Raw genomic sequence first — 17,178 nt, 5'->3', positions numbered from 1 at the left:
TAACTGAAGGAGAAGAGATAAATATGGCCAGTAAGAAAAAAGGATCTTCTTTGAGTATAGGGTGGGTATTTTCGATCGTTATGATTGGAATTTTAGGCGTGGCTGTCTGGGGAATCATAAATAGGACAAGCTCAGCGGACGAGTTAAAACCCGGCTCGGCAACGCATCCTCATGTCTTTAGCTATTCTGCAGATGAATCAACTGTCTGGTTAGGAACGCATACAGGTGTTTATGAATATAACAACGGGAAATGGTTACGCACATTACAACCTTTGCAAAGTAACGACGTAATGGGACTGGAAATCGATCCAACAAATCCGGAAAAAATGATAGTTTCCGGTCATGGTTTTGTTAAGCGATCATTAGACGGTGGAAAGACTTGGGATGTGGCCGAAGACGGGCTACCGAATAAACAAAAACCAAATGAACCGGATGCGCACCTTTTGGCCATGGATACAAATAACCCTGAGCATCTTTATACAATGCTTGCTGGTCCAGGAGACAATCTGTATGAATCCAACAACGGTGGGAATACCTGGACGAAGGTAGGTGTTATTCCTCAAGCTGCATATTCTATAGCAATTGCACCCGGTCAATCTTCATCCATTATTGCCGGCACAGAAAGCGGGCTGTACCGTTACGATATAATGGATAACAATATAAAAGAGACGAAGATCGGTAATGAGCCGACATTTCAAATTTTTATTACGCCAACCGGGGAAATCATTACTATGAATGAAAGCAGATTTCAAAGATCGAACGACTTAACAACTTGGAAGCCAATGCTAGTCGATTTGAATGGAGAAATGCCGCTTGGGATCAAAGGTTCGAAGAAAGACGCCAACCGTCTGTTAATTGTGACTGAAAGGTATTCGGTATATGAAAGTAAAGACGGTGGTGAGAGCTGGGCGAAAACAAAATAACAACCTGCAAAAAACAGCCTGATTTTACGCTAATTTAAGGCGTAAGATCAGGCCATTTAAGGTTATTCAGGCTTATTGCCGGCATTCGGATCAGGTACAAAATCGCTCTTATAGTCGGTATATTGCAAATGCGTAACCATACCTGCTGCAGCATGGTGAAGTTCGTGACAGTGGAACATCCAGTCTCCTGGATTATCCGCAACAAAAGCCACTTCGTATTCTTCTCCTGGTTTCAAATTAAGTGTGTCTTTCACGATGGGTGAGCCTTCTATAGGCTTACCGTTCTTGCTAAGAACTTGGAAGAAATGACCATGAAGGTGCATGGGATGATCGTCGGTCTTGGAATTATTGACTAATCGGACTTTGACGAGGTCTCCCTTTTTGACTTTGATTTTCTCAGTGTCGGGATATGTTTTTCCATTAATCGTATAGACCTGCTGTCCACTCTGTTGATCCGTATTCAGATCCATCGTGTACTCTAAATCATATTTTTGGTCCAATGTGAACACTGAATTTGATGATTGCCCATAACGTGTCAAATCAAGGATTGGCAGCGCGGCAGTTTCGTTTGGCTTGTCTGTATCTGCGTTTGCGCCTTCGTAGGCAATGATGGCCTTCATGCCTTTCACACGCGGATCATCTCCGTGATCTTCGATATACCATTGCCCGGGGTTGTTCGCTTCAAATTCGAGATCGTAGCGTTCTCCCGGAGCAATCGAAATGACCTGATCATTGATAGAAGCAGGATTGTTGATCGGTTGTCCGTCAGTAGAGACGACTTTAAATTCGTGCCCATGTAAATGGATATTATGCGAAAGTAATCCAGCGTTAACGAGTCGAATGCGAACTTTTTCGCCCTTTTTCACTATAAGTTTATCAATCGAGTCTCCCGACTTCCCATTGATTGAATATATATCGTACATACTCATATCATGACCTTCAGCCGAAGAACCGTGAGCATCATCACCCATATTTCCATGGTCCATGTTATTTTCACTCGATGCCTGGTCTTTTGAAGAATCCATATTCATGTTGCTATGATCCATCGATGACATATCCATGTTCATGCTGCTATTGTCCATTGATGACATGTCCATATCGCCCATGCTCATCCATTCATCTAAAACTAACGTATAATCCCGATCCACTTTCTCATCTGTTCCTTCAACAATAAACGCACCGTAGAGGCCCTTATCCACTTGATTAGCACCGTCTTGATGAGAATGGTACCAGTAAGTGCCGGGAACAGTAGCTTTAAATTCATAGACAAATGACTTCCCAGGTTGTACAGCATTTTGAGTTACACCCGGAATGCCGTCCATTTCGTTGGGAACAGGTAAACCATGCCAATGTATCGTAGTGGGTTCAGGCAAATCGTTTTTTAATGTGATTTTGACGGTGTCGCCTTGTTTAACACGAAATTCGGGGCCTGGCACAGAGTTATTAAATGTCCATACAGGCAACGTTTTTCCAGGAGTGATTTCTAAATTGCTTGTTTTTGCGGTAAGCGTAAATTCCTTCCCCTTTAAGGTTGTCATCTTTGATGTTTTATCTTGTGTATTTACATTAGACTGATTGCTGCTATCCGTATTGGTCATACCGGATTGATTCATGTTCGAGTGATCCATTCCTTCCATCGAATCCTTCGAATCAAAGCAGGCTGTAAGCAAAACAGCAAGTATTGCAAAAACGAATACTAATTTAAAACGTGTACCAATCTTCATAATGCTTCCTCCCTATCCTCAATACTTTTGTCTATAACATTTATCACAAACTAATCATAATACATGATTATGTAGAACTTATGTAGGGAGGCCGGATTCATTTTTGCCCGATTTGTGAGCGATTGACACAGTGTATTTAATAGACTACAATTTGTAGTGTGGGGGGGCAGAAAATGACAAATGTGAAGAAGTTTAATGTGAATGAAGAAGGATTAAATCGTTTTTTCGGCCCACTCGAAGCCAAGATTATGAACATATTGTGGTTGTCCGATGGTATGAGTATCAAGGATGTGCAGTCAATTTTAAATCAGGAAAGTCCTATTTCGTTTAACACAGTGATGACCGTAATGAATCGATTGCTGGAAAAAGGGCACCTTAGTAAAGATACACGTGGAAAAGGCAGGAATAGGGTGACAGTTTTCGAACCTGTGCAAACGAAAGAACAATTTCTGCACGTACAAACTAAGGCGGTTACAGATGGCCTCATTCAAGAATTTGGTGATCTTGTTGTGGGACACATGATTGATGCGTTGGAGGATGCCGACTCTGAATTGATCAATAAATTATCGGATAAATTAAATCAACTGAAAAGCAGGAAAGATTTATGAATCCTGTATTCCGAATAAATTTCATTTTCGGTTCCTTGTTACTCGTCGGTGTTATGATTTTAGTACAAATGGGCCTATATATAGCGCATCAACTATGGGATGTTCGCCTTCCCTGGAACTTTTTCCAATATTGTATAAGTGCATTAAAGGAAGAAACCGTAGCCCATAATGTCATAAAATTTTTGATCAACGTGATCATTTTATATACGTTTGGGAAAATGATCTGGCGTCTTTACAAGCAATTACGTTTAACCCAAAAATGGCTCAGGGTGTTTCATAGCAAGAAACATACGAAACTTACCAAACAACTGAATGATAAGTATAAAAAGTGGGGGACAGAGTTCATTGTTGTTAATGATGAGAAGTTTATTGCTCTAACAATAGGATTCTTCCAGCCCCGAATTATTGTTTCAACCGGAGTATTGAGCATGTTTTCCAATCATGAAGTAGAAGCCATTCTGCTTCATGAGTGGTACCACTGCCGGAATCGTGACCCATTGAAAATGTTCCTGTTAGCTTTGATCCTTGACGGGTTAGGGTATATACCGACGATGAAGGCGATGGTACGTGATTTTAAGACATGGAAGGAATTGCTTGCCGACCGATTCGCCATTAAGCAAATGGGGACGGAGTATTATTTAGGCAATGTTCTACTAAAGCTATCAAAAGTAGGCAAGATGCAGCACTCTACTGCAGTTGCTTACTTTGCAGAAAATGCAATCAATTATCGAATTATGCAAGTTCTTGAACCGAAACAGCGGATCCATGTTCCCATGTCTGACTTTAAACCGTTGTTACTGACCCTATCTCTTATATTTATTATGAGTAGCATTATTTTAGGTGGGTGTTCGTAAGCCCGCCCTTTTCAAAACAATTTACACTACAATCAGTAGTGTGAAAAGGGAGGTAACCTTTTTGAATGCTGCAGATTTAAGCATTTGGCTTGTATTTGGCGCAGGTCTTTTATCATTTATTTCGCCCTGCTGTCTTCCATTGTATCCTTCTTATCTATCATACATTACAGGTATTTCTGTAAAAGATTTGCAAGAAGGTAAAGGAATGCTCCACCGGCAAGCGATGATGCATACGGTGTTTTTTATGATCGGTTTCTCAATTATTTTTATTGCTCTCGGTATCTCAGTTAGTTTCATAGGAAACTTATTTACTGATTATCAAGACCTGATACGCAAACTTGGAGGTATTATGGTCGCTGTTATGGGTCTGGTTATGCTTGGAGTTTTTACACCCAAGTTCTTAATGAAAGACGCGAGAGTTACTTTCAAGAACAAGCCAGTTGGTTATTTTGGTTCCGTACTTGTCGGGATAACGTATGCGGCGGGTTGGACACCCTGCGTCGGACCAATTTTGTCGGCGGTGATTATGCTTGGAGTGGCCAATCCGAATCAGGCAATTATCTATACCGTTGCTTACACAATTGGTTTTGCTATTCCGTTTTTCGTGATGGCATTCTTTATCGGACGATTAAAATCGATACTTAAATATTCAGGCATCTTGATGAAAATTGGTGGGGCCTTGATGGTATTGACCGGAATTCTGTTGTATACGGACCAAATGACAAAAATTACGATTTTCTTGATTCAGTTATTCGGTGGATTTACAGGATTTTAAAAGGAAGTAGTATGCTGGAAAATATAACTTTTTGAATATGGTAATGGAGAGAAGGAAAAGGATGAAAAAACAATGGATAGTGCTAGCGACTATTGTTGTTCTCACCGTTGCGGCTGTTTATCAATCGCCATCACCAAATAATAAGGAAGAACTGCCCAAAGTAGGGTATCGAGCCCCGCAGATTTCACTAACTGGACTTGATGGGAAGGCGTATTCTTTTGATGACTTGAATGGCAAACCCGTTGTTATTAACTTTTGGGCATCATGGTGCGGCCCATGCAGGATTGAGGCGCCCGATTTGGTGAGACTGTATGAAAAATATAATGAACAGATCGAGATTTATGCAGTAAACGTTACTGTCGGCGACAGTATTGATGGAGCAAAAGCTTTTGTGGAGGAATACGGTTTTGATTTCCCCGTTTTACTGGATCCGGAAGGAACAGTGTCTGGGCGATATCAGATCAGGCCAATTCCAACAACCTTTTTTGTAAATGGGAAAGGCGTCATTGTGGATCAGGTAATCGGAGTTGTAGATTCCCGAGATTTGGAAAGTAAATTTAAGCGACTTATTCGTTAGGGGGCAAAGGGTTATGCCGGAAATACTGCAATTTGGACCCTTTATGATTAAATTGGACTGGCTGCTGATGGGGTTTTCAGGAATGGTTGGCTACTATGTACTGCAAAAGCTAATCAAAAACTCCCCTTTCTATGATCGTCCAATTCTTGATAAGCTTTTCAATAGTTTTATTATCGTATTCTTCGTCTGGAAATTCAGCCCCTTGCTTTTCTCGCCGTCTATTTTATGGAGTAACCCGTATCGATTAATTACTATGATTGGTTCTTCAACGGGATTATGGATAGGAGTTACGGTTGCCGTATTTTACATGACCATAAGTATACGGCGATTGAAAGTTCCGGCTTTTTTTATTGGTGACCTGCTTGCTATTGGAACCATCACGTCAGTCCTCGTATACAGTTTGATTGGATGGCAATACGGTTCGGCTACTTCGTTGCCTTGGGGAATTTCGATTGAAAGCCCTCAGTTTAAATATCATCCTATCAATGTTTACATGCTGTTTATTACAGTTCCCATGCTCATTTACTTGTGGAGACAACGGTCGAAGGTCGGTTCGGGAAACATAGTTGTTCTGTTTTTAACTTATTTTGGTGCAGGCTTGATGCTAGTGTCGTTATTTAAGCCGAAAGCAATTTTTCTACTAGGGTTATCTGGACAACAAATCGTGTATTTGTTGATGATGGCAGCGGGATTTATATCTTCCATGTTCTTAAACAGATTGAAACATCATGAACAGACATCAATAAGCGAAAGGGATGAAGATCAACATGATGCCGCGTGGGTATTATCTTCTGATCCAGGAAATGCTGTTGCTGACCAAATCCGATCTGAAAATTCGAGCAAAGAGAACAGGACAATATTTTCAGATTAAACAAGATGCATTATCGTTTATACAAACAGAATGGTTTGAAGCGCTCTGCTTTGCGGTGGATTTAGACCCGGATGCGGTAAGGGACTGTTTTTTTGGGCGAACGCCTAATTTGCAAAACAATTATAGGGCAAGGTAGGGTATAGGATGAGAGTGATTCTTTTTTCGATTGGCGATTTCCAAGTTCGATCATATGGATTGGTCGTTGCTTTAGCCATCATGTTGGCCATGGGTGTGGCGTATTATTTAGCAAAAGGGACAACATATCGCAAACATATTCCAAACATGATGTTTTATGTACTAATCGGAGCAATCTTGGTTGCAAGAATTTGGCATGTGTTCTTCTTCCAATGGGACTATTACTCCAAACATTTAGTGGAGATACCTGCTATTTGGAACGGAGGTATTGCCATTCAAGGAGCGCTAGTAGGTGGATTTATCGCTGCGGCGATTTACGCCCGAGTGGCTCGGATTTCATTTTGGGAGCTGGCGGACACGATGGCGCCAGCTATTATATTTGGCCAGGCTATCGGTCGTATCGCTTGCTTTTTAAATGGAGATGCGTATGGATCACCTACAGGCTCAAGTTTTGGCATCGTTTATCCGGAAGGCACAATGGCATATGCCGAATACGGTCCGCAACCACTTTGGCCAGCCGAGATATGGGAAGGTCAGTGGGATTTCATTGTATTTGCGATTTTATTGATCATGAAAAATAAAACATGGCCTAAAGGGTTTTTGTTCTTATCTTATAACATCTTGTATGCGATCGGAAGGTTTATGCTGGAGTTTTTAAGAGGTGACTCTCCTAGATATCTTTTTAATTGGACAGCAGGACAATGGACGAGTGTAGTTGTGATTGTAATTAGTCTGGTAATCATGATGATCTTCACTTTAAGACAGAAACGAAAAGACCCCGAAGATCTTTCGCCCAAGTTAGAACAAATTCATTAAAAGGAGGGTCGCTTGTGATAAGAAATAAGTGGTTTGTCTTACTTGTATTGATTGTAGTTATGTTAGGAGCGGCCTCCATCAAGTTTTTAACAACGAACAAGTCCCTAGAAACTATACCTGAACTGCAAATCGTGGATACTAAGATGCTCACGAATATGATCAACAGTAAAAAAGATATGGTCATTGTCGATTTAAGGGAACCCGAATTATTTTCCAATAGTAGAGTACCCAACTCGATAAACATTCCTTTTGAGGAGATTCAGTTGAGGTATACTGAACTGCCTAAGGATAAGGAAATTGTCTTTGTGTGTCATACCGGTCGTATGGGAGTGGAAAGTGGGAACCTTTTGTTAGAGAATGGTTATAACCAGGTTTATAATCTTGACGGCGGTATGGCTAAATGGACGGGGGACCTCGAGAAGTAACTATCCGTTAAAATACGAGCACGTTAAGAAGGAGGACTAGCGGTTGAAAAACATTTATAAAGCAATTCTAATCCTTCTCATTGCCTCAGTCCTTGGTTCTTGTTCAATGATGGGAATGATGAATCGATCAGAACCCACAAGTGAAAAAAGACAACGGAAAGAAGTGGATATTAATCAGTTTTCAATACTTCCAATCGATGATACCTTTTATACAAGGCCTCAAATCGAAGGCGATAAGATCACATATAATATCGTTGCACAAACAAGAGGTCTCGTCGGGAATAAAACTAAACCTTTATTCCTATAACGGAACTGTACCCGGCCAAGAAATCCGTGTAAAAGTAGGGCAGCAGGTAGAAGTCAATTTGAAGAATGAGCTGGATCAGCCCGTAACCATCCACTGGCATGGATATCCTGTTCCGGTAGATATGGATGGAGTACCCGGGGTAACACAGAACGCAGTGAAACCTGGAGAGAGTTTTCAGTATTCATTTACAGCAACCGTTCCAGGCACCTATTGGTATCATTCCCATTACAAAAGTGCCGAGCAAGTGGATCTTGGGTTATATGGTGCACTGATCGTGGAGGGCGACCGGCAAACGGAGTTGGACCGAGATTATACGTTTATCCTGGATGAGATGAATAGTAAGGGAAAAGCAGGATCAAAGGGTATGATGGGAAGCTCCAATGATGATCTTTTCACTGTAAATGGCAAGTCTGGTGATTTGATTTCTGCGTACGAAATTCAAACGGGTGAGAATGTGCGGTTGCGTTTTATAAATGCAGGATATATAACCCATTATATGAACTTGGGTTCGATCGAATATAGAGTCGTGGCGGTTGATGGGCAGGCAGTAATGGATCCGCAAATAATCCAAAATAAGCTTTTGCCCGTTGGACCAGGGGAAAGATACGATGTGGAATTTACTGCGCCCGATAGCAGCTTTTTTATAAGAGAGATGTTAAATACGCCTGCTGCAGATGGATTAATCATTCCATTAATTAATAGAACATCCAAGAAAACATTGGATGAAACGGAGTATGACGGAATCTTTACATTGACTGGATCCGGGATTGCAACAGAATATGCTTCTCTTGCATCAAATAAATATGATCAAGAATACAAGATGGTGCTGTCGCATGGAATGAAAGGAATGGGGATGATCTATACAATTAATGGAAGGACATATCCTGATATCGATCCGCTTGATGTGAAGAGAGGGGATATTATTAAAGTAACATTAGAAAGCAAAGATATGATGTTCGATCATCCTATGCATTTGCATGGACACTTTTTTCAAGTATTAAGTAAGGATGGCTCACCGGTTGAAGACGGGGCGATCTTCAAAGATACACTTGTTGTAAAACCGGGCGAGAAGTATGAGTTGGCTTTCATTGCAAATAATCCCGGAGAGTGGATGTTTCATTGCCACGATCTCAACCATGCGAGTTCTGGGATGATGACATCAGTACTTTATGACGGGTATGCAATTCCGAGCCATATTGATCAATCGCAGCCGAGCGAGTAAGATTAGCGTGTTTCTACGGACATTAAGGAGTGGTCATCATTGAACGAATGTTGTCAATCATCATCGTTGGAAAAGTCGAATCTTAATTATTGCCCTATTTGTCAGCAAAAGGGCAAGAACGTTCCTCTTATTACACTCAAAGCAATGCTTATACCAAAAGCCTTAGAAACCATAGACAGTGAATTGATATACACATTCTGCTCAAATTCCTCATGTGAAGTAGTTTATTTCAGCAATGATCAAACTTACGTTTCAGACGACCTCAAAATATCTGTATTTCAGAAAAACAAGGCTTTGAATGTGCCGGTTTGCTACTGTTTTGGATGGACGAGAAAACGCCTAACGGAAGCAACTCTAAAAAACCAACGCCCCATAGAACATATACGCATGCAGGTACAAGCCAAGCGTTGTGGCTGTGAAGTTAATAACCCGCAAGGGTCTTGTTGTTTGGGTAATGTAACCTCATTTATACGCAGCATTAACACGGATAAAAATCCTACGTCTTAATATCAATATTGTTCTATAATGGATGAACACGAACGGCAGAGATCATTCCAGCCTCCTGATGGCCAGGCAATGTACACACTGCTCGGTATTCACCTGTTTTCTCCAGAGTGGCGATTACACTGCTTCTTTGCCCTGGTTTTGCATGGACATGAATATCAGTTCCGACAATTTCAAAGTCATGTTCAACATTTCCCGCGTTATACAAAATAATCTTTATTTTTTCGTTCGCATTCATGTGGATTGTGGATGGGGAAAATGAAAATTCATTCGCTATTATTGCGAGTTCATTTTTGGATAGGTCTGGTAAATTCTTCTCTAGTTGGTGTTCATGCGTAGCGTTAGGATCAGCTGTATTATTGTATTGTTTACCGTAGTAGTTATTGTGTAAATCGCTCCCTACACCCAAAATAATTATGACTGCAAACAAAACGATTACGGCAAACATAGAGACTGGTTTGGACAATAATGATGATCTTTTCTGTAAATGTTCTAGCTTTATTTCTCCCTGTAACATCAGAAATAAAAGAAACAGCACACCGGTACAAAGAACTGACATGATTTTTATGGCTGCAATTGTATATGATGTAGGGATCATGACCATAAACATTGTGCCCATCATGCCGCCCATGATACCCGATAAAAGTCCGTCCAATATGGCCATAATACTAATAGGGATTCCAGAAACTGTCCCGATGATTCCCCCGATTAACATACTAATTATTGTTGCATGAAAGATTTCACCCGGGAGCCATATAACGAGCAGCGTCCCTACGCCTAAACCGATTGTCATTCCCTGCACCATTGCAGCCATCATACCGGCCATACAGGATAAACGATGGCGGAAAACGATAATGAATCGAAGAATCCATATGGTTAAAACGGAATAAATACCCAGGAAAAAGAAAGTGTTCGTCATTTTTTGCCCTCCAGTAAATGATAGCTTGTATATTAAAAATATGTATGGAATGTCCTAAATATTAATGTGGAAAAAACTTGATTTCAACAACTTCTACACAGGGATCTCATAATTAGGAATTACAATTGAGTTATAAAAACTCATATAAGATAACCAAGAAAGGAAGTGAAGGTAAGATGAATTGGTACTGGTTGTTAATGCTTGTTTGTCCAATAATGATGATATGGATGATGAAAGGAATGCATGGCGATCATAAAGCCGGAAACTCAAATAACAGTCATTCTCTTGAACAAGTGACTAACGAGTTGAACGAATTAAAGGAACGGAATAACGAACTACATCGACAGGTTGAAAATTTGCAACAAAAACAGCATGTTTAAAATACGGAAGGGGCATATGCCTCTTCTTTGTATTTTTACATCGATTCTAAGCGCTATAACAAGGGACAAAAAAACTCCCTGGTTTGTAGCGCTTTTTCCATGTCGTGGAATTATACTCAAATATGGTTGAAGCCTTTTTTAAACACAGTCAAATTTTCATTTGAATGTATAAAAAGATCGTGCTATGATAATAATCAAATAAAGGTTTGATTGAAGGGGTGACGGAATGAGCAAAAAGGAAAAAGACACTTGTGATATTTACTGTTATGACGAACCCAAGGTTCAAAGGGTACAAAAATCGCTTGAAGGGCAAAATATTCACGGCATGGTCAAAATGTTTAAGGTATTAGCCGACGAAACACGTATGAAGATCGCCTTCGCCCTTTGTGAAGAAGATGAACTTTGCGTTTGCGACGTCGCGAATATTATCGGTTCAACAATGGCGACGGCTTCGCACCACTTACGGACGTTAAATCAACTTGGATTAGCGAAAAACCGTAAGGAAGGCAAATTAGTGTTCTACTCGTTAGAAGACGATCATGTTCGTCAATTGGTACAGTTAGCATCCACACATTCGGGGGATTTGATTACTAATGGCAAGTAATGTAGAAAATAACGCTATAAGTGAAGAAAATAAAAATGTTTTCCGCGTGCAAGGCTTTACATGTACCAATTGCGCGGGGAAATTTGAAAAGAACGTCAAGGACTTACCCGGTGTAAAGGACGCACAAGTTAACTTCGGTGCTTCAAAAATAACTGTTTACGGCAAGACAAGCGTTCAAGAACTTGAAAAAGCTGGCGCTTTCGAGAACTTAAAAGTTACGCCAGAAAAAGAACGTGTAGTCGAGAAGAAAAAACCATTTTGGTTAGCAAACTGGAATGTATTACTTTCGGTCGTTCTACTGGTTGCGGGTTATTTACTTGGTGAACAATACGGGGAAGAAAGCATTCTATCTTCAATAACATACGGCGCATCGATCATAATTGGCGGGTACGCATTATTCATTAAAGGTATAAAGAATCTTTTCCGTCTTAATTTTGATATGAACACGCTTATGACCGTAGCAATTATCGGCGCCGCGGCTATCGGCGAATGGGGCGAAGGCGCAACGGTCGTCATTCTATTCGCTATCAGTGAAGTTCTGGAACGCTACTCGATGGAAAAAGCCCGTCAATCCATTCGTTCCCTTATGGACATTGCACCGAAAGAAGCGCTAATACGTCGCGGTTCCGCTGAACTAATGGTTAACGTTGACGATATTCAAGTAGGCGATATTATGATCGTGAAACCGGGACAAAAACTTGCGATGGACGGCGTTGTTATTAAAGGGACATCAACGATTAACCAAGCCGCGATAACAGGCGAATCCGTTCCCGTATCTAAAACAATTGACGATGAAGTATTTGCGGGAACCTTAAACGAAGAAGGTTTGCTTGAAGTTAAAGTTACAAAATTAGTCGAGGATACGACGATTTCAAAAATTATCAACCTTGTCGAAGAAGCACAGGCGGAACGCGCACCTTCGCAAGCGTTCGTTGATCGGTTCGCGAAATACTATACGCCCGCGATTATGATTTTGGCGTTAGGTATTGCCGTTGTTCCTCCGCTTATCCTTGGTGGCGATTGGGGCGAATGGGTTTATAGGGGATTGGCGCTACTCGTCGTCGGTTGTCCTTGTGCGTTAGTTATTTCAACACCTATTTCGATTGTTACGGCTATTGGTAACGCGGCAAAGAATGGCGTTCTTATCAAAGGCGGTATTCACCTTGAAGAAGCTGGACGCCTTTCAGCAATCGCTTTTGATAAAACAGGTACTTTGACAAAAGGCTTCCCGGAAGTAACTAACGTTGAAACTTTCGGAACGATAGACGAAAAGGGATTGCTTGCTATCGCGGCAGTTATCGAAAAAGGGTCGCAACACCCGCTTGCTTCCGCGATTGTTCGAAAAGCTGAAAGCATCTGCGCCGATTTATCACTTACCGTTGAAGACTTTCAGTCCATTACGGGCAAAGGTGTAAAAGCGAAGGTAAACGGGGAATTGTATTACATCGGAAGTCCGAAACTTTTCACAGAACTTCATTCCAATATGAATGTTGAAACGAATCAGCGTATCGAAGTTCTTCAAAAGCAGGGGAAAACAGTTATGGTATTGGGTACTGAACAACAAGTTCTTGCCTTAATCGCCGTTGCTGACGAAGTACGCGATTCCAGTGAAGACGTTATCAAACAACTGCACGAAATTGGCATCAAGAAGACGATTATGCTTACGGGCGACAATCAAGCAACCGCCGAAGCTATCGGGCAACGACTGAATGTTACGGACGTTAAAGCCGATCTAATGCCACAAGATAAATTAGACTATATCAAGCAACTTCGCAAAGATTACGGCAATGTCGCAATGATCGGCGACGGCGTAAACGACGCGCCAGCGCTTGCGGCTTCAACGGTTGGTATCGCAATGGGTGGCGCCGGTACAGATACGGCACTTGAAACGGCAGATATTGCGCTTATGGCGGATGATTTAAGTAAATTACCATATACAATTCGATTAAGCCGTAAAACCCTAACGATAATTAAACAAAACATTACGTTTTCGCTCGGTATAAAACTTCTTGCATTGGCGTTTATTGTTCCCGGATGGCTTACGTTGTGGATGGCGGTTTTCGCCGATATGGGCGCGACGTTGATCGTTACGCTAAATAGCCTTAGATTGTTGAAGATCAGAAATAGTAAGTAATTGAAGAAGCCCCGCCACTTTCCGTTACATTTAAAGGTCAGCTAAGCGGGGGGTTCGCTTCGAATAGCGAAGGTCGGGCGGCAATAACTATCGGCTTCGGCGTTCGCTTCGTCTACGCTTCATTTCTCGATCTGCATGTTGTTTGTGGATGTTTAGTTCAATTAATGCGACTTTCTTCGACAATACACCCGCCACGGTCAACGAAGTATGGGATTTTCGGCGATGGGAGTATTTATATAGACGTTGGCCACTTCAAGCATCACAACTGAACTATTAAAAAAATTCTCATCATGTTGTTCCAGTAATCCATTCCGTTGTCCATTGCATTGATACGTGTGAGTATGTGCGACTTGCATCATAATATCACTAAATATTGAAACACTATATTTCTACTAACTACTCGGATTTAGCACGACACACTTTATGCAAATGGCTTATGAGATCATCTATCCTAAAACAAGTTTTGTAAAAGTATTTTTTGAATAATACAAACCAAATATGGATACATTTAACTGATGAACCAAACTTGAAGGGGGATTAGGTTTGTTTGCTGGACAAAAACCAAAGCAACCAAAGAAATGTAAGAATTGTATCTGGGGATATTGGGACGGAATTAAACAATTTTGTTCGAAACAAACATGTGTTCATGCGCGTGACGCGAAAACACGGAATGAAACGGTGACGCTAGAATAGCGGTATCGGACCAGTTGTAAGCGAATATGTCTAAAGAGAAGGGGCAACAAAAAATGACAATATTATCACTGAGATAACATTGTCATTTTTATTTGTTACTTTAAAATACTTCCTCCGAACAAGAAGCGCTTTTCCCACTGTTTACCTTCAATCGTATCGATTCTGACTCCACCCGACTTTTTGGAATAAGTGTGAAGGATTTTTCCATTCCCTAGATAAATACCGTTATGTGTAATACGTTCCTTACTTTTATCGATCCCGCGATAATTCGAATCTTTGCTGCCTTTATAGGACATAAAAAACATAATATCCCCTGGTTTTAGTTTTCGCCAATCTGTTGTGACTGTTCCATTCTTCTTTACATAATCCCCTTGCTTTCTCGAATCAGCCGGAAGCTTAATTTTGGCTCCCTCCAGGTAGGCTTGTCTGACAAAATCGGAACAATCAAATGTCCTGGTGTTAGAACGGCTCGACCCAAATTCATAAGGAGTTCCTAAATATTTCTTCCCGCTACTGATCACACTATGCCTGACCGAAGAAATGTTTGTTAGCTTAATATCCTGTTGATTTTGCGAAGCGGCATAAGCTTGTCCTTGGTAGAAGAGAGGACTTACAACTAGAGTGCTGGTTATCAACCCTATTGCTGCGATCTTTTTCATAGAATCCCTCCAAAAATTAAAGATATATAACTTGCTTGTTCACCCATGGTAACATGTGCGATAGGAGGGGGTTGGATGGAATGTTTTCCAATATACAAAAAGAGATAGGGAAAACGAATTGAGAGATTAATAGTTAATAGAGTTGCCGTGTTCATAAATCATTCAAATTTACAAGATAAATTAAACGATAAGACAGGTAAGCATGGCTGCGCAAATTGACACTAACTCGACATTACACTACAATGAGTAGTATAAAAACGGGTTAAAATACTACAATGAGACTTGGTAATAGGTTGCGATAGAAATTTCACTTTGAAGTTTGAACAAACGATTGGCGGTAAACCCGATTTCTTACAGAAAGGCTAATAAACCGGATGGCCCCTTTATTTAATGTCGATGTTATTGCAGAATGGCTAAGAAGTTATGGGGTATGGGCCATCCTGATTAGTTTACTGATCAACATTCTGATCAGTATATTAGGACTCGTTCCCACCCTGTTTTTATCAGGAGCTAACGCTGTTGTATTCGGATTTATCCCTGGATTTTTTCTTTCCTTGGCAGGGGAAGCACTTGGGGCAGCAGTTTCATTCTGGTTGTATCGATGGGGGTTCGGTAAGCAAAAGAAAGTAAAAAAAGAGAATTGGAAATGGTTACAACGATTTAACGAGGCGGGCCGCAGTCGTCGGGCAATGATTCTGTTTATAGCTCGGTTGACTCCACTGATTCCTTCCGGCGTCATAACTTTTGCCGCAGCGATCTCGCGAATGCCTTTTACCGATTTTTTTCTTATTACTTCGCTGGGCAAAGCCCCTTCCATTGCGTTGGAGACAATGGTGGGACATGATTTGATTCGCATCGGCGAATATTATCCCAGACTATTAATTTCGCTTTTTTGTTTATTATTAATTTATTTGTTATATAGAAAGAAACGAATATGAGACAATGTTCAGTTGCATTAGATTTGACTACATCATTACAGAAGAAGGGAATTTCATTATGAACACATTATTAATTGGAACAGGTGCATTATTTGTTCTATTCTTTGCATTACATTGGAACGCATCCCACAAAGTAAAGCAGCTCAAAGATGTGAAGAGGCAGGAAGACCGATATCAGCGACAGAAGTGGACCAAAATAGCAACCGGATTCAGGTGGGCATGGGTCGCATCTCTAATCGCGGTCATCATTAGCGGCGTGTTGTCTTTGCAGGGAACGGCTTCAAAAACGATTACGTTGACGCATGTCCATGGTCTCGGTTATTCAGGGGACGGACAGCGAATTTTAATCCCTTCTCACCTCGGTTTGAAAGTTTACTCACAAGGGAAATGGTCAGACGGTCAAGGAGAAAAACACGATTATATGGGATTTACCACTGTGGACAACGGTTTTTATAGCAGCGGGCATCCGGCACAGGGTTCGAATAAAAGGAATCCTTTTGGAATTGTAAAAAGTTCAGATGAAGGTAAAAGCTTTGAAATCCTGGATTTGTATGGGGAAATTGATTTTCATTTAATGAGTGCAAGTTACAAGACGCACACCATTTACGCAGTTAACCCGGAGCCGAACTCTAGGTTAACAACAACGGGATTATATTATTCCAAAGACGATGCAAAGACATGGAACAAAAGCGAAATGACTGGAATAGATGTTGAACTGTCCGAACTGACATCTTTAGCTGTTCACCCGTCCGATGATTCAATCGTTGCAGTTGGAACGACAAAAGCGTTGTATGTATCCAAAGATTCAGGCAACCAATTCGAAAAAATAGCCGATCTACAGGTAACTTCTCTTACCTTTGGTATGGAAGGAAATATAATCGTTGGCAGCTACAAACAAAAAGGGGTTATTTATCAAATGGATCTGCAACAGAAACAGTTGGTTGAGGTGAATATTCCAGATCTTGTTGAAGATGCAGCATCGTATATTGCACAGAACCCAACGAATACCAAAGAACTTGTTTTCGCCACTTTTAATCTGGATGTATATATATCCTTGGATGAAGGGATGAACTGGAGGAAAATTGCGGATAAAGGAAAAGGGGTTTAAGA

General features: G+C 40.9%; 19 protein-coding genes. 16 read left to right on the top strand and 3 right to left on the bottom strand.

The features are described 5' to 3' along the window. The first annotated feature begins 23 nt into the window (after positions 1 to 23). On the top strand, positions 24 to 923 hold the full coding sequence (locus ACZ439_RS09660; protein ID WP_127608034.1) for a WD40/YVTN/BNR-like repeat-containing protein: 900 nt from the start codon (positions 24 to 26) through the stop codon (positions 921 to 923). Between the two features lie 62 nt (positions 924 to 985). Here the strand turns inward: ACZ439_RS09660 and ACZ439_RS09655 are convergent, their stop codons facing one another. Further along, positions 986 to 2,647, bottom strand: a complete 1,662-nt coding sequence (locus ACZ439_RS09655; RefSeq protein ID WP_127608033.1) for a multicopper oxidase family protein — start codon at positions 2,645 to 2,647, stop codon at positions 986 to 988. 173 nt (positions 2,648 to 2,820) lie between these two features. Here ACZ439_RS09655 and ACZ439_RS09650 point away from each other — a divergent pair, with 173 nt between their 5' ends. The 10 genes from ACZ439_RS09650 to ACZ439_RS09605 all read left to right on the top strand — a co-directional run bounded on the left by ACZ439_RS09650 (position 2,821) and on the right by ACZ439_RS09605 (position 9,744). After that, a complete protein-coding gene (locus tag ACZ439_RS09650; protein ID WP_127608032.1) occupies positions 2,821 to 3,255 on the top strand; it encodes a BlaI/MecI/CopY family transcriptional regulator in 435 nt (144 codons plus the stop codon). After that, positions 3,252 to 4,109, top strand: coding sequence for a M56 family metallopeptidase (locus tag ACZ439_RS09645; protein ID WP_127608031.1), 858 nt, complete (start codon positions 3,252 to 3,254; stop codon positions 4,107 to 4,109). Before ACZ439_RS09650 ends, ACZ439_RS09645 begins: the two co-directional genes overlap by 4 nt. Before the next feature lie 61 nt (positions 4,110 to 4,170). After that, positions 4,171 to 4,884, top strand: a complete 714-nt coding sequence (locus ACZ439_RS09640; RefSeq protein WP_127608030.1) for a cytochrome c biogenesis CcdA family protein — start codon at positions 4,171 to 4,173, stop codon at positions 4,882 to 4,884. A gap of 61 nt (positions 4,885 to 4,945) precedes the next feature. Further along, positions 4,946 to 5,461: a TlpA family protein disulfide reductase gene (locus ACZ439_RS09635; protein WP_127608029.1), complete on the top strand. Its 516-nt coding sequence runs from the start codon at positions 4,946 to 4,948 to the stop codon at positions 5,459 to 5,461. Between the two features lie 13 nt (positions 5,462 to 5,474). After that, positions 5,475 to 6,332, top strand: a complete 858-nt coding sequence (locus tag ACZ439_RS09630) for a prolipoprotein diacylglyceryl transferase (protein ID WP_127608028.1) — start codon at positions 5,475 to 5,477, stop codon at positions 6,330 to 6,332. Between the two features lie 144 nt (positions 6,333 to 6,476). Next, the gene (gene lgt / locus ACZ439_RS09625; RefSeq protein ID WP_127608027.1) at positions 6,477 to 7,283 is read left to right on the top strand and encodes a prolipoprotein diacylglyceryl transferase; all 807 of its coding nucleotides are present in this window, start codon (positions 6,477 to 6,479) and stop codon (positions 7,281 to 7,283) included. A 14-nt stretch (positions 7,284 to 7,297) separates the two neighbouring features. Beyond that, positions 7,298 to 7,708: a rhodanese-like domain-containing protein gene (locus ACZ439_RS09620; protein WP_236595681.1), complete on the top strand. Its 411-nt coding sequence runs from the start codon at positions 7,298 to 7,300 to the stop codon at positions 7,706 to 7,708. A gap of 43 nt (positions 7,709 to 7,751) precedes the next feature. Then, positions 7,752 to 8,015, top strand: coding sequence for a hypothetical protein (locus tag ACZ439_RS09615; protein WP_164751825.1), 264 nt, complete (start codon positions 7,752 to 7,754; stop codon positions 8,013 to 8,015). After that, positions 7,906 to 9,237, top strand: a complete 1,332-nt coding sequence (locus ACZ439_RS09610) for a multicopper oxidase family protein (protein ID WP_236595690.1) — start codon at positions 7,906 to 7,908, stop codon at positions 9,235 to 9,237. Before ACZ439_RS09615 ends, ACZ439_RS09610 begins: the two co-directional genes overlap by 110 nt. A 39-nt stretch (positions 9,238 to 9,276) precedes the next feature. After that, positions 9,277 to 9,744, top strand: coding sequence for a putative iron-sulfur cluster-binding metallochaperone (locus tag ACZ439_RS09605; RefSeq protein WP_127608025.1), 468 nt, complete (start codon positions 9,277 to 9,279; stop codon positions 9,742 to 9,744). A gap of 13 nt (positions 9,745 to 9,757) precedes the next feature. Here the strand turns inward: ACZ439_RS09605 and ACZ439_RS09600 are convergent, their stop codons facing one another. Further along, on the bottom strand, positions 9,758 to 10,660 hold the full coding sequence (locus ACZ439_RS09600) for a cupredoxin domain-containing protein (RefSeq protein WP_127608024.1): 903 nt from the start codon (positions 10,658 to 10,660) through the stop codon (positions 9,758 to 9,760). A gap of 176 nt (positions 10,661 to 10,836) precedes the next feature. Between ACZ439_RS09600 and ACZ439_RS09595 the strand changes: the two genes are divergently transcribed. The 3 genes from ACZ439_RS09595 to ACZ439_RS09585 all read left to right on the top strand — a co-directional run bounded on the left by ACZ439_RS09595 (position 10,837) and on the right by ACZ439_RS09585 (position 13,778). Continuing rightward, positions 10,837 to 11,040, top strand: a complete 204-nt coding sequence (locus tag ACZ439_RS09595) for a DUF2933 domain-containing protein (protein WP_054798818.1) — start codon at positions 10,837 to 10,839, stop codon at positions 11,038 to 11,040. A 226-nt stretch (positions 11,041 to 11,266) separates the two neighbouring features. Then, positions 11,267 to 11,644: an ArsR/SmtB family transcription factor gene (locus ACZ439_RS09590; RefSeq protein ID WP_054796030.1), complete on the top strand. Its 378-nt coding sequence runs from the start codon at positions 11,267 to 11,269 to the stop codon at positions 11,642 to 11,644. Continuing rightward, positions 11,634 to 13,778 (top strand): heavy metal translocating P-type ATPase, encoded by a 2,145-nt coding sequence (locus tag ACZ439_RS09585; RefSeq protein ID WP_127608023.1) that lies wholly within the window; start codon positions 11,634 to 11,636, stop codon positions 13,776 to 13,778. The genes ACZ439_RS09590 and ACZ439_RS09585 overlap by 11 nt, the downstream gene beginning before the upstream one ends. Positions 13,779 to 14,566: 788 nt before the next feature. Here ACZ439_RS09585 and ACZ439_RS09580 read toward each other — a convergent pair. Continuing rightward, on the bottom strand, positions 14,567 to 15,130 hold the full coding sequence (locus ACZ439_RS09580) for a C40 family peptidase (RefSeq protein WP_127608022.1): 564 nt from the start codon (positions 15,128 to 15,130) through the stop codon (positions 14,567 to 14,569). Between the two features lie 374 nt (positions 15,131 to 15,504). Between ACZ439_RS09580 and ACZ439_RS09575 the strand changes: the two genes are divergently transcribed. Both ACZ439_RS09575 and ACZ439_RS09570 read left to right on the top strand, forming a co-directional pair. Continuing rightward, positions 15,505 to 16,068, top strand: a complete 564-nt coding sequence (locus ACZ439_RS09575; protein ID WP_127608021.1) for a TVP38/TMEM64 family protein — start codon at positions 15,505 to 15,507, stop codon at positions 16,066 to 16,068. A 58-nt stretch (positions 16,069 to 16,126) separates the two neighbouring features. Then, positions 16,127 to 17,176: a F510_1955 family glycosylhydrolase gene (locus tag ACZ439_RS09570; protein WP_164751823.1), complete on the top strand. Its 1,050-nt coding sequence runs from the start codon at positions 16,127 to 16,129 to the stop codon at positions 17,174 to 17,176. The last annotated feature ends 2 nt before the right edge of the window (positions 17,177 to 17,178 follow it).

This window comes from Paenibacillus sp. JCM 9796 (genome assembly GCF_055379675.1).
This window is presented reverse-complemented; position numbering and strand designations above follow the sequence as displayed.

Excerpts from the sequence above, each read along its gene's own strand:
- ACZ439_RS09660 (WP_127608034.1), top strand. The coding sequence starts at position 24 with ATGGCCAGTAAGAAAAAAGGATCTTCTTTGAGTATAGGGTGGGTATTT.
- ACZ439_RS09655 (WP_127608033.1), bottom strand. The coding sequence starts at position 2,647 with ATGAAGATTGGTACACGTTTTAAATTAGTATTCGTTTTTGCAATACTT.
- ACZ439_RS09650 (WP_127608032.1), top strand. The coding sequence starts at position 2,821 with ATGACAAATGTGAAGAAGTTTAATGTGAATGAAGAAGGATTAAATCGT.
- ACZ439_RS09645 (WP_127608031.1), top strand. The coding sequence starts at position 3,252 with ATGAATCCTGTATTCCGAATAAATTTCATTTTCGGTTCCTTGTTACTC.
- ACZ439_RS09635 (WP_127608029.1), top strand. The coding sequence starts at position 4,946 with ATGAAAAAACAATGGATAGTGCTAGCGACTATTGTTGTTCTCACCGTT.
- ACZ439_RS09630 (WP_127608028.1), top strand. The coding sequence starts at position 5,475 with ATGCCGGAAATACTGCAATTTGGACCCTTTATGATTAAATTGGACTGG.
- lgt (WP_127608027.1), top strand. The coding sequence starts at position 6,477 with ATGAGAGTGATTCTTTTTTCGATTGGCGATTTCCAAGTTCGATCATAT.
- ACZ439_RS09610 (WP_236595690.1), top strand. The coding sequence starts at position 7,906 with ATGATACCTTTTATACAAGGCCTCAAATCGAAGGCGATAAGATCACAT.
- ACZ439_RS09600 (WP_127608024.1), bottom strand. The coding sequence starts at position 10,660 with ATGACGAACACTTTCTTTTTCCTGGGTATTTATTCCGTTTTAACCATA.
- ACZ439_RS09595 (WP_054798818.1), top strand. The coding sequence starts at position 10,837 with ATGAATTGGTACTGGTTGTTAATGCTTGTTTGTCCAATAATGATGATA.
- ACZ439_RS09590 (WP_054796030.1), top strand. The coding sequence starts at position 11,267 with ATGAGCAAAAAGGAAAAAGACACTTGTGATATTTACTGTTATGACGAA.
- ACZ439_RS09585 (WP_127608023.1), top strand. The coding sequence starts at position 11,634 with ATGGCAAGTAATGTAGAAAATAACGCTATAAGTGAAGAAAATAAAAAT.
- ACZ439_RS09580 (WP_127608022.1), bottom strand. The coding sequence starts at position 15,130 with ATGAAAAAGATCGCAGCAATAGGGTTGATAACCAGCACTCTAGTTGTA.
- ACZ439_RS09575 (WP_127608021.1), top strand. The coding sequence starts at position 15,505 with ATGGCCCCTTTATTTAATGTCGATGTTATTGCAGAATGGCTAAGAAGT.
- ACZ439_RS09570 (WP_164751823.1), top strand. The coding sequence starts at position 16,127 with ATGAACACATTATTAATTGGAACAGGTGCATTATTTGTTCTATTCTTT.